Raw genomic sequence first — 12,742 nt, forward strand, 5'->3', positions numbered from 1 at the left:
CACTGGGGGAGGATAGTCATGGAACAGAAGAAAAAAATTAGAGTTTTAGTAGCCAAACCTGGCCTGGATGGACATGATCGGGGAGCAAAAGTGATTGCCCGGGCCTTGCGTGATGCCGGTATGGAAGTCATCTATACCGGCCTTCATCAGACTCCGGAACAGATCGTACATGCTGCCATCCAGGAAGATGTTGATGTAATTGGCTTGAGTATACTATCCGGTGCCCATATGACCCTTTTCCCGCGGGTCAAAGAATTGTTGAAAGAACAAGGAGCAGATGATATAGTCTTAATAGGTGGAGGAACTATCCCTGAAGATGATGTTCAACAATTAAAAGAAATGAATGCAGCTGAAGAGATCTTTACACCCGGCACCCCGCTTGAGGACATAGTTGCATGGATTAACAATCGTATCGGGAATTAAAACTACAAACCTTATATTTGGCAGTAGGGGGAGTAAGAGATGTCGCAGCATCAGGAACAGTATCGAAGAAAGTTAATTAGCGCAGAGGAAGTAGTTTCTCTGGTAAAAAACGGCGACCAAATCTGGGCCCCTGTGGGCGCGGGCGAACCCCAGACTATTTTTGCAACAATTGCCAGTAATTATAAATCCCTTTTCAATGTAACAGTCAATCAAATTCTGCCCTTAAAACCCTTTTTTGCCAAAAAAGAAATGGCACCTCACATTCGCTATAACTCATGGTTTACCAGTGACATTAATCGTACAGCCGTCAATGAAGGCTGGGCCGATTTCACCGCCAACAATTTCCACGAGGTTCCTAAACTACTACGCCTTTACTGGCCAGTAGATATAGTGATGGCAAGCGTATCTCCCATGGATAAACATGGATACTTCAGTTTAAGCTTAAGTGTAGATTACACGTTTGAAGCAATTAAAAAAGCCAAAATGATTATCCTGGAAGTTAACCCCAATTATCCTCGTACCCTTGGTAATTGTTTTGTTCACATATCTCAGGTGGACTATATTGTTGAGAGCAATGCTCCAGTACCTATCCTGAATATCCCGCCAATAACAGAGGTTGAACAGAAAATTGGAGAATACATTGCAGATTTAATCGAAGATGGCTCCACTCTACAAATAGGTTTTGGTGGTATCCCCAATGCAGTTACTGCCGCCTTAAAAAATAAAAAGAATTTAGGCATTCATACTGAAATGATTACCGATGGTATGGTCAACCTTGTTGAGTGGGGTGTGGTAGATAATAGCCGTAAAACATTACATCCTGGCAAAGTCATCGGCACTTTTGCTATAGGTACTCAGCGGCTTTATGACTTCCTGGATAATAACCCGATGGTCGAAATGCATCCAGTGGACTATACCAATGACCCATATATCATCGGTCGAAACAATCAACTGGTAGCAATCAATGCCTCGATTGAAGTTGACCTTTTGGGACAATGTTGCTCTGAATCCATGGGCCATTATCAATGGAGTGCTACAGGCGGTCAGGCGGATTTCTTCAGAGGTGCCAACATTTCCCCTGGTGGCAAGGGGTTCGTTACTCTAGCTTCTACTGCCAAAAATGGTACAGTAAGTCGAATCGTCCCCGAGCTTAAACCCGGAGCTGTTGTAACCACCAGTAAAAATGATGTGGATTACGTTGTAACCGAATACGGCGTTGCCAAATTAAGAGGCAAAACAGCTCGGGAAAGAGCATTAGAGCTGATTAATATAGCTCATCCTGATTTTCGGGCTGAATTGAGAGAAGCTGCCCGGAAATATAACCTGATTTAAAAAGTATTGACAAGGTTATGGGAGGGATTAAAATGGATCTGTTTCAGGCAATTAGAGAAAGGAGAAGTATCAGAAAATATGAAGAACGTCCGGTTGAAAAAGAAAAAATAGATCTGATTTTGGAGATGGCTCGCCTTGCACCTTCCTGGAAAAATATGCAATGCTGGCGCTTCCTGGTGATTGATAAAGCTGAAAATAAGCAACTGATGTTATCCGCTTTTCCTGATGACAATCCAGGTAAGAAGGCTTTAGCTCAAGCTCCTGTAGTGATTGTTGTCTGTGCCAATCCCAGGGAATCTGGTATTGAAGAGGGAAAGGAATACTACCTGGCCGATGCAGCCATTGCTTTTGAGCATATCTGCCTCAGCGCTACAGCTCTGGGGCTGGGAACTTGCTGGATGGGCTGGTTTGATGAAAAAACTTTAAAGCAATCTTTAAATATTCCAGATGAATATAAAATTGTCGGGGTTACTCCTTTAGGTTATCCCGCCCAAGCTCCTAACCCCCGTCCCCGCAAATCTCTGCAGGAAATCGCATATTATAATGAATGGGGTTCTGGATATGATGGATAGAATCCAAATACTACAACAAAATTTACAGTCTAATGAAATTGATGGTGCCCTCATAGTCTCTGCTATCGATGTATATTATTACAGTGGTACCCGTCAGAATGCTTTACTCTGGGTACCTGCCAGCGGGGATCCTTATCTTTTGGTTAAAAAAAGCTTTAGTCGTGCTTTTCAAGAGTCCTTTTTAGCTAATGTCGAACCTCTAAAATCTCTGAAAGAGCTACAAAAGTATATAGGTCAGGCTAAAAAAATCGGTTTAACCCTGGACGTATTACCAGCCCAAACCTACTTCTATTATCAAAAACTTCTGCCTGAGTGTATTTTTCAAGATATCTCCACCCTGGTTCGGGAACAGCGTTCAATAAAGTCATCCGCTGAATTGGAAATAATGCGAAAAAGCGCCAGCATTCTTTGTCAGGTTTTTAAAGAAGTGCCTGATTTCCTGCGACCGGGAGTCAGGGAAATTGATCTCGCCGCAGAGTTTGAATATCGTGCCCGCAAAGCTGGACACGAGGGTTTAATCCGTCTAAGAGCATTTAACCAGGAATTGCATTCCGGACATGTACTTGCCGGGAAGAATGCAGCCTTCCCATCGTTTTTTGATGGACCAGTAGGCGGAAAAGGCCTTTCCGCTCCCTACCCCCAGGGCCCTTCCCGTGATGTCGTTCAACTAAATGTGCCGATTGTTTTTGATTTCGTCTGTGTTTATGAAGGATATATGGTAGACATGACCAGGATTTTTTGTCTAGGTGATCTTGATAACAAGTTAAAACAAGCTTTCAATGCAGCTTTGGAAATCCAGAATACTCTGGTCCAAAATTTAAAACCAGGGGCAGTAAGCGGTCAATTGTTTGATCAGGCCTGCTCTATTGCTGAAAAATACGGACTGCAGGATAATTTCATGGGCTATAAAGAAGAACAGGCCCGTTTTGTCGGTCATGGGGTAGGATTAGAATTAGATGAACTGCCGGTAATCGCCCTGGGAGTCAAAAACGCTTTGCTGGCAAATCAAACCATCGCCTTAGAGCCCAAATTTATTTTCCCGGAACTGGGAGTAGTAGGTATTGAAAATACTTATCTCGTAACAGAACAGGGTGGCGAAAAACTGACAGCACTGGATGATGTAATATTTTATCTCTAGTCGGAGGCTCAAAAATAATGATCAGTTTCTTATGGCGCAAGGAAGTACTACTTATACTGGCGCTTGCCAATGGCCTGGGGTCAATTTATGGTTACTACTGGTATCATCATCAACTGGCAGTTTCTCCCTGGTACTTATGGCCAGTTATACCTGATAGCCCTTTGTCAGCCAGTTTGTTTACCTTATTTCTTATTTTTCTAATCTGGAAAATTAATCTGCCCTGGTTATTTTTGCTAGCTAATTTAATGATGATAAAATATGGGCTCTGGGCTGTGATAATTAATTTAGATGTCTACTGGAGCGGACATTCCTTTGCCTGGGAAAATCTGCATTTAACCCTTTCCCATGCTGTCATGGCCCTTCAGGGTATACTTTTTCTAAGAAAAATTCGATTTGCATTCAGCGATTACTTCATAGCGTCCGGGTGGCTAATTCTCAACGACTTTATCGATTATTTCTGGCAAACCCATCCTTATTTGTTTTATGCTGAGCAAATCACAATTGCCCAGACAACCGCAAGTTTACTAACAGGTATAGTGATAATATATGCCGCCAAACGCTTGATAGCCGTTCAGTAGCTTTATTAGCCGCTAAGACGGCTTTTTTTGTTACTTGGCTGAAAAAAATAGATTATTAGCAAGATAAAAGTTTACAATATATATTAGGATAGTAGGCAGAAAGGCAGGGATCTGTTAATGTATTGTTTTTTAGATCCCTCCCGGGAAAATCATAGCCAGAACCTGGGGCATTTTTCTTTATCCGACCTGGTAGGCATCAGTCCTCAAATGGTCGATATAAAAGAAACTATTATCAAAATTGCCCCACGGAAAGCTAATGTATTAATCCTTGGAGAATCCGGCACAGGAAAAGAGCTGGTAGCCCAGGCTATTCATTATCTAAGCAATCGGCGATTTGGGCCATTAATTAAAGTAAACTGTGCTGCCATTCCAGAAAGCCTCTTTGAGGCAGAACTTTTTGGCTATGAAGAAGGAGCCTTTACTGGTGCTAAAAAGAATGGCTATCCAGGCAAGTTCCTATTATCCCATCAGGGAACATTTTTTTTAGACGAAATCGGTGAGCTGCCTTTGCCCTTGCAGGCCAAATTACTACGAGTATTGCAGGAAAAAACCATTGAACCTTTAGGAAGTACTAAATCAATCTCCATAGATACCCGAATTATTGCTGCTACTAATGCTAACCTTTCCGATCTGGTCAAATATGGCAAATTTCGTGCTGATCTATATTACCGTTTAAATGTTGTTGCTATTCATCTTCCTGCTTTACGAGAACGTAAAGAGGATTTACCTCTCTTAATAAATTATTTTATTAAAAAATTTAACCGAGAATATGGCATGCAAATAAAGGGTATTACCAAAGAAGTCTTAGATATTTTTATGCATTATACCTGGCCAGGTAATATTAGAGAGCTAGCCAACGTAATTGAAACAGCCTTTAATTTTGCCGATGGAGAGCTAATTACTGTAAATGACCTACCTCAGTCCCTCCAGTGGCCTTCCTCTCAAAATCCTAGCAGCCTTCGTACTCTGTTCGGTACCGCATCACTCAATGATATCCTGGATAATATTGAAAAAAACTATATAGTGTACGCTTTACAGATTTGTCAGGGAAATAAAGTAAAAACTGCGGAACTACTGGGTATTTCCCGACCCTGTCTCTATAAAAAACTGATTAAATACGGTTTGGAAAAGTAACCCGCTTTTACACAGTGGGTTATTTCTTTAAATAGCAGATGTAAAGAAAAGTAACAGTAGAGAAGATTAAGTCCAAAGCCTGATTACCATTCGAGGAGAAAATCATGCCATTAACCACCTTTACCTAACCTTTAGCTACAAATCCCTGTTTCCGGTATGTTATTTGCATCAGAATATAATGAACAACTGCCGGGAGGGATTGGGATGAATTTTGATTTGTCTTCTGAACAGGCCTTGTTACAAAAAACTGTCCGCGAATTTGCCCAGGAAGTTATTAAACCCCAAGCTAAGAACATTGATGAAAATGGAAAAATTCCTGAAGCCATTTTAAAACAACTGGCTGAGCTGGAACTAATGGGATTGCCATTTCCTGAAAAATATGGTGGTGCTGGCGGAGACTATATTATGTATGCAATTGCAGTCGAGGAGATCTCTCGCGCTTGTGCCAGCACTGGAATAACTTATGCTGCTCATATTTCCCTGGGTTCAGCCCCTTTTTATCTTTTTGGTACAGAAGAGCAAAAAGTAAAGTTTTTAACTCCTCTGGCCCAGGGCCACTATCTGGGAGCGTTTGGATTAACTGAGCCCAATGCTGGTTCCGATGCTGGCGGTACAGAAACCAATGCCTTGAAAAAAGATGGACGCTGGGTTATTAATGGCAGTAAAATTTTTATCACTAATGCTGGTTATGCCGGGACTGTTGTTATTACTGCAGTTACCGATCGCAGTAAAGGTAAAAAAGGCATTTCTTCCTTTATCATCCCCAGAGGAACAAAAGGTTTTTCCATTGGGAAGGAATTTGACAAACTCGGGTTACGGGGGTCCAACACTGTCCCTCTTTATTTCGATAATGTAGAGGTTCCGGAAGACTATCTGCTAGGTAAAGAAGGCGAAGGTTTTAAACAGTTTCTGCAAGTACTAGATGGGGGACGGATCAGCATTGCTGCTATGGCTGTTGGAATCGCCCAGGCCTGTCTCGATGCCTCTCTGGAATATGCTAAAACTCGAAAACAATTCGGGCAAACCATAAGTAAATTCCAGGCAATTCAGTTTAAGCTTGCTGATATGGCGGCCCAGATCGAACTGGCACGTACCATGGTTTATCGAGCTGCCTGGCTTAAGGACCAGGGTAAACCTTTTTCCTATGAAGCCGCTATCGCCAAACTTTTTGCTTCTGAAATGGCTACACAGGCAGCCTCTCAAGCCATCCAGATTCATGGTGGTTATGGCTATATGAAAGAATACCCGGTTGAGAGATATTATCGAGATGTAAAACTTTTGGAAATCGGGGAGGGAACTTCAGAAATCCAGAGGTTAGTAATAGCCCGTCATCTGGGCTGTTAAAAACAAGGGGGGTTTTATTGAATGAGCGAACTGCTAAATGTAACCATTGGCGATTTGTTTGACCAGACGGTGGAAAAATTCCCGGACAAAGATGCACTCGTATATGTAGACCGTGACTTGCGCTTAAGCTATCGTCAATTACAGGAAAAGGTAAACGAAGTAGCAAAAGCCCTTATGGGTCTTGGAATCCAGAAAGGTGAACACATTGCCATCTGGGCCACCAATTATCCGGAATGGATTTATACTCAGTTCGCTACCGGCAAAATGGGAGCTGTTCTGGTAACAGTTAATACCAACTATCGTGCTTTTGAATTGGAGTATCTCCTCAAGCAATCTGATGTTACTACTTTAATCATGATTGAAAATTACCGGAACAATAATTACATTGAAATGATAAACACTGTACTTCCCGAACTGGCAAACAGTCAACCAGGTCAAATCAACTCATCCAACTTGCCTTTATTAAAAAACATTATTGTAATCTCTGACCGCAAATACCCTGGAATCTATTCCTGGTCAGAATTTCTCCAGTTCGCCAGTCGGGTTAGTGATGCCGACTTAGCTGCTCGCCAGGCTTCCCTTAAGCCCGATGAAGTCATAAATATGCAGTATACCTCAGGTACAACCGGTTTCCCCAAAGGTGTAATGCTGACCCATTATAGCATCTTAAATAATGCTAAGTTTGTAGGTGAATGCCAAAAATTCTCTTCTGAAGATAAACTCTGCTTCCCAGTACCGCTCTTCCATTGTTTTGGCTGTGTGATGAGCACCTTAACCTGCATAGTCTATGGTGCTACCATGGTTCCCATTGAATATTTTGATCCTGTTAAAGTCCTGGAAGCTGTAGAAAAGGAAAGATGCACAGCCCTTTATGGTGTGCCAACAATGTTTATAGCTGAACTGGAAGTTCTGAATCAGCGTTCCTTTGATCTCTCTTCCCTGCGTACAGGAATTATGGCCGGAGCGCCCTGTCCTATTGAAGTGATGAAACAGGTTGTGGAAAAGATGAATATGCGGGAAGTAACCATCGCTTATGGTCAAACCGAGTTCTCGCCCGTGATCACTCAAACCAGGACAGATGATCCCATTGAATTGCGGGTCACAACTGTGGGGCGTGCTATTCCTCATGTTGAAGTCAAGATCGTCAATCCCGAAACTGGTGAGACCCTGGGCCCAGGCCAGCAAGGAGAATTGTGTGCCAGAGGCTTTGGTATCATGAAAGGCTACTATAAAATGCCCGAAGCAACCCAGGCTGCTATCGATAATGAAGGGTGGCTACATACCGGGGATTTAGCAACTATGGATGAAAACGGATATTGTAAAATCACTGGCCGCCTCAAAGATATGATTATTCGCGGTGGTGAAAATATCTATCCCAGGGAAATTGAAGAATTCCTCTATACCCATCCTAAAATCCTGGATGTTCAGGTGGTCGGTGTCCCGGACATAAAATATGGTGAAGAAGTAGCTGCTTTTATTCGCTTGAAAGAAGGTGAAGTATTAACAGAGGAAGAGGTACGGGAATTCTGCACTGGCAAAATCGCCCGTCATAAGATACCCCGTTATATCAAGTTTGTTGACCTTTATCCCTGCACTGCCTCCGGAAAAGTGCAAAAATTCAAGTTAAGGGAAATGGCGATCAAGGAATATGGCCTTGAAGCAGCCGCTAATATAGAAACGGCATAAAGGCAGGGCCCTCAGGTTGGCCCTGCCTGAAAAGAGAGGGGGATAGGTATGGCGGAAAAGCTGTGGGAACCTGGCCCGGAAAGAATACAAAAAACTAACATGTATAATTTCATTAACTATGTTAATGAAAGGTACAATCAAAAGCTTGAAGATTATGACGGATTGTATCAGTGGTCTATTAACGATATAGAGCAGTTCTGGGTATCAGTTTGGAATTTCAGTAAAATAATCTTTTCCCAGCCCTATCATACTGTACTGAAAAACAGCTCGGACATGTTTAACAGCAAGTGGTTCGAAGGAGCGAGTTTAAATTTTGCCGAAAATCTGCTACGACATTATAACCTGAACAAACCGGCAATTATCAGTATAAATGAACAAGCGGAGATTAAATCTCTATCTTATCCTGAGTTATATGCAGCAGTGGCCCGTACTGCTGCATATTTGCAACAGCTCGGAGTAAAACCTGGGGACAGGGTAGCAGGATATATGGCCAACATACCGGAAACGGTTATCGCAATGCTAGCTGCTACCAGCATTGGTGCCATCTGGTCTTCTTGTTCACCTGATTTCGGCGTCAATGGGGTAATAGACCGCTTTGGGCAAATAGAGCCGAAAGTTCTTTTCACTACCAATGGCTATTTCTATAATGGCAAACTTTTTGATTGTACGGAAAAAATTATACAAATTACTGGCGCCATTACCAGCATTGAATCAGTTGTGCTGGTCCAATATGTTCAGGAAATTCCGTTACCTCAGCTCAGTTTGTCAGCTATAGCTTTCTCGGATATTCAAAAACAATTTTCTGCCCAGCCCATTATTTATACCCAGTTACCTTTTGACCATCCAGTTTATATACTATATTCTTCTGGAACCACAGGAAAACCAAAATGTATTGTTCATGGTGCCGGCGGAACTCTGTTACAACACATGAAGGAACTGATTTTGCACACGGATTTAAAACAGGATGACATTATTTTTTACTATACCACCTGTGGCTGGATGATGTGGAACTGGCTAGTTTCCTCACTGGCTACGGGAGCAACCATAGTTTTATTTGACGGTTCTCCCTTTCACCCTCATCCGGGTATTTTATGGGAACTGGCTGAAAAGACTGGTATTACCATTTTTGGTACCAGCGCAAAATATATCTCTTCATTAGAGAAAACCGGAATAGAACCTGGTAAAGAATATGATTTATCCAGAATCAAAACGATTTTATCCACAGGCTCCCCATTAACTAAAGAAAATTTTTATTATGTATACCAAAAGATTAAATCCGACGTTCAGCTCAGCTCTATTTCCGGTGGAACAGATATTATATCCTGCTTTGCTCTAGGCAATCCCCTGGGTCCTGTTTATGCCGGTGAATTACAATGCCGCGGTCTGGGAATGAAAGTAGAAAGTTATGATCCTGAAGGTAAGCCCCTGATTAACCAGAAAGGAGAATTGGTCTGTACCGCTCCTTTTCCGTCAATGCCGCTGGAATTCTGGAATGATCCCGAACGCCAGAAATATTATCAGGCTTATTTCAATGTTTATTCCAATGTCTGGTGCCATGGTGATTTTATCGAAATAACTGACCGGGGCGGAGTGATCATCTACGGTCGTTCTGATGCTACCCTCAATCCCGGTGGGGTCAGGATAGGTACAGCCGAGATCTACAGGCAGGTGGAAACTATCCCTGAAATCCTGGATAGCCTGGTAGTTGGACAGAACTGGCACGACGATGTGAGAGTAATACTATTTGTTAAATTAAAACCTGGTTTTACTTTAAATGAACAGCTGGTAAACCAGATCAAAACAGTTATAAGAAAAAACGCTACTCCCCGCCATGTGCCAGCTAAGATCATTGCTGTACCTGATATTCCATATACCATCAATGGCAAAAAAGTTGAGCTGGCTGTGCGCAATGTCATTCATAATGAACCAGTTACCAATAGAGAAGCACTGGCTAACCCGGAAGCCCTGAATTATTTCAAAGATATACCTGAATTACAACAGGAGTAAAGGAGGGGAGGGAGAGAAGATGTTTAAAAAAGTTTTGATCGCCAATCGAGGGGAAATCGCCTGCCGTATCATTAAAGCCGCCAAAACATTAGACATAAAAACAGTAGTTGTTTATTCAACTGCTGATGAAAACACTTTACCCACCCGGCTGGCCGATGAAGCCATTTGTATTGGCCCACCACCCGTGGCCCAGAGTTACCTGCAAATGGATAAAATCCTCGAAGTCGCTCTGCAAACTGGTTGTGATTGTATTCATCCTGGCTATGGCTTATTATCGGAAAATGCCAAATTCGCTGAAAAGGTGAGGGAAAATAACCTGGTTTTTATTGGCCCCAGTCCTGAGATCATAGCTGCCATGGGAGATAAGGTAGCTGCGCGTAAAACGATGGCTGAGATTGGGATTCCTTTACTCCCGGGCAGTGATGAGATTGAACATCTTGAAGAAGCCAAAAAAATGGCCGAGAACATCGGTTTCCCGGTAATACTAAAAGCAGCCAGTGGCGGTGGCGGAATTGGTATGGCCATTATTAATTCCCAGGCTGAGTTAGAGCAAATGTGGTCATCGGTGCGCCAACGGGCCCAGGCTTATTTCGGCAATCCCGTTATCTATGTAGAGAAATATCTGCCTAATCCCCGGCATATTGAAGTACAGATATTAGGGGATGAACATGGGCATTGCCTGGCTATCGGGGAAAGAGATTGTTCCATTCAGAGGAGACATCAAAAAGTGATTGAAGAAGCACCGGCTCCCAACTTGCCGCAAGAAGTGCGTGAGCAACTTTTCGACCTTGCAGAAAGAGCAGGTACCAGTCTGGGCTATGTAGGGGCAGGAACATTTGAATTTCTTGTAGATGAAAATTATAACCTGTACTTTCTTGAAATGAATACAAGAATACAGGTAGAACATCCTGTCACGGAAGAAGTAACCGGCTGGAATCTGGTGGCCTGGCAATTTCAACTGGCAGCAGGTGCAGCTTTGCCTACAACACGTCCCATTAGTAAGGGATGGGCTATAGAAGCACGACTTTATGCTGAAGATGATAAAACCTGTTTGCCTGCCCCAGGAAAAATAGAAACTGTCATCTGGCCTGAAATACCTGGTATAAGAATTGAGACCTGGATAGAATCCGGTCTCAAAGTAACCCCATATTATGACCCCTTGTTAGCCAAAATTATTGCTCATGGGGAAACCAGAGATGAAGCACGTTTAAAGTTAATACAAACTTTAACCAATCTAGAAATTACAGGTATAAAAACCAATCGCAATTTACTGGTTGCTATTCTAACAAGTCAGTCTTTTCAATCAGGTAAATATAATACGCAATTTTTAACAGAATTTCTTAAATCATACTAGAAGGAGAGGATAAACATGAAAGAAATTACAGCTCAAATGGCTGGAATTATACTGGCACTCAGGGTGAATGTGGGAGATGTGGTTGCACCAGGCCAGGAGATCGCAGTGCTTGAATCCATGAAAATGGAAATCCCATTGACCAGCGAATATGGCGGCACTGTGGTAGAAATCTCCGCTCAGGTTGGCGATTTTATTAACGAAGGAGATTGTATTTTAAAACTGGAATAAACAGATTTTACAATGAAAGGGGATGGGGCCCATGTTAGCCAATTTGCCAAAACAGGTTACAATTTGGGAGGTGGGCCTCAGAGATGGCCTGCAAAATGAAACAAGGTATATTTCTGTTGAGGAAAAACTGGAATTGATAAATGGTTTAATTCAAAGTGGGGTTAAAAACCTGGAGGTAACAGCTTTTGTAAGCCCAAAATGGGTTCCGCAAATGAAAGATGCCAGTGAATTACTGGCAAAAATGGAGAGACCCTCAGAATGTAACATTAGTGCCCTTGTTCCCAATGAAAAAGGCCTGGAAAAAGCCCTGGCAGCTAGATTAAATGAAATCGCCGTAGTTGTATCCGCCAGTGAAGGCCATAACCTAAAAAATTTAAATAAAACAGCAGATGAAGCCATTCGGGAGGCATTGCATCTAATCTACAAAGCCAATGTGGCGGGGCTCAGAGTGAGGGCCTACCTTTCCACCGCCTTTGGTTGCCCTTATGATGGTCCAGTAAAAATAGAAAGAGTAATGGAGATCAGTGAAAAATTACTAGGGGCAGGAGCTTACCAGGTCTCCCTTGGCGATACTATCGGGATAGCCCATCCCAAACAGTTACAGGAAAGTCTTAGCCTGATTACTCGACGAATTCCTCCCGGTAAATTGGCCTTACATTTACATGATACCCGGGGCATGGCCCTGGCCAATACCATCATTGGTCTGGAATACGGAATTACCACATTTGATTCTTCTTTTGGTGGTCTCGGTGGCTGTCCTTATGCTCCTGGAGCCAGTGGTAATGTAGCAACTGAAGATCTGGTTAATATGCTGCATGCTATGGGCTGTCAAACCGGGATAGATTTGGACCGTCTGGTGTTAGTATCAACCCGGGCCCAGGCTATTCTGGGTAAGCGGCTACCCAGTAAAATTCTGCAAATCTATCGCCGTACCAGGGGGGAATAG

At 42.7% G+C, this 12,742-nt stretch carries 12 protein-coding genes; all 12 read left to right on the top strand.

Annotation, left to right across the window (positions count from 1 at the left end):
• Positions 1-18: 18 nt before the first annotated feature.
• Positions 19-423, top strand: a complete 405-nt coding sequence (locus tag CTH_RS07220; RefSeq protein WP_078664460.1) for a coenzyme B12-dependent isobutyryl CoA mutase small subunit — start codon at positions 19-21, stop codon at positions 421-423.
• Between the two features lie 39 nt (positions 424-462).
• The gene (locus tag CTH_RS07225; protein WP_078664461.1) at positions 463-1,755 is read left to right on the top strand and encodes an acetyl-CoA hydrolase/transferase family protein; all 1,293 of its coding nucleotides are present in this window, start codon (positions 463-465) and stop codon (positions 1,753-1,755) included.
• A 32-nt stretch (positions 1,756-1,787) separates the two neighbouring features.
• Entirely contained in the window at positions 1,788-2,327 is a 540-nt protein-coding gene (locus CTH_RS07230) for a nitroreductase family protein (RefSeq protein WP_078664462.1), read from the top strand.
• The gene (locus CTH_RS07235) at positions 2,317-3,465 is read left to right on the top strand and encodes a M24 family metallopeptidase (protein WP_200805650.1); all 1,149 of its coding nucleotides are present in this window, start codon (positions 2,317-2,319) and stop codon (positions 3,463-3,465) included. The genes CTH_RS07230 and CTH_RS07235 overlap by 11 nt, the downstream gene beginning before the upstream one ends.
• Positions 3,466-3,482: 17 nt before the next feature.
• Positions 3,483-4,043 carry a DUF1405 domain-containing protein gene (locus CTH_RS07240; protein WP_078664464.1) on the top strand — a complete coding sequence of 187 codons (561 nt, stop codon included), beginning with the start codon at positions 3,483-3,485 and terminating at the stop codon, positions 4,041-4,043.
• Between the two features lie 117 nt (positions 4,044-4,160).
• On the top strand, positions 4,161-5,177 hold the full coding sequence (locus tag CTH_RS07245; RefSeq protein ID WP_107753426.1) for a sigma-54 interaction domain-containing protein: 1,017 nt from the start codon (positions 4,161-4,163) through the stop codon (positions 5,175-5,177).
• Positions 5,178-5,381: 204 nt separating this feature from the next.
• Positions 5,382-6,521 (top strand): acyl-CoA dehydrogenase, encoded by a 1,140-nt coding sequence (locus tag CTH_RS07250; protein ID WP_078664466.1) that lies wholly within the window; start codon positions 5,382-5,384, stop codon positions 6,519-6,521.
• Between the two features lie 21 nt (positions 6,522-6,542).
• On the top strand, positions 6,543-8,207 hold the full coding sequence (locus CTH_RS07255; RefSeq protein ID WP_107753428.1) for an AMP-binding protein: 1,665 nt from the start codon (positions 6,543-6,545) through the stop codon (positions 8,205-8,207).
• Between the two features lie 48 nt (positions 8,208-8,255).
• Positions 8,256-10,214, top strand: coding sequence for an acetoacetate--CoA ligase (locus CTH_RS07260; RefSeq protein WP_107753430.1), 1,959 nt, complete (start codon positions 8,256-8,258; stop codon positions 10,212-10,214).
• A 19-nt stretch (positions 10,215-10,233) separates the two neighbouring features.
• Entirely contained in the window at positions 10,234-11,568 is a 1,335-nt protein-coding gene (locus tag CTH_RS07265; protein ID WP_078664469.1) for an acetyl-CoA carboxylase biotin carboxylase subunit, read from the top strand.
• Between the two features lie 15 nt (positions 11,569-11,583).
• A complete protein-coding gene (locus tag CTH_RS07270; RefSeq protein ID WP_078664470.1) occupies positions 11,584-11,796 on the top strand; it encodes a biotin/lipoyl-containing protein in 213 nt (70 codons plus the stop codon).
• A 31-nt stretch (positions 11,797-11,827) separates the two neighbouring features.
• Positions 11,828-12,742 (top strand): hydroxymethylglutaryl-CoA lyase, encoded by a 915-nt coding sequence (locus CTH_RS07275; protein WP_200805651.1) that lies wholly within the window; start codon positions 11,828-11,830, stop codon positions 12,740-12,742.

The organism is Carboxydocella thermautotrophica (genome assembly GCA_003054495.1).
Lineage (GTDB): Bacteria > Bacillota.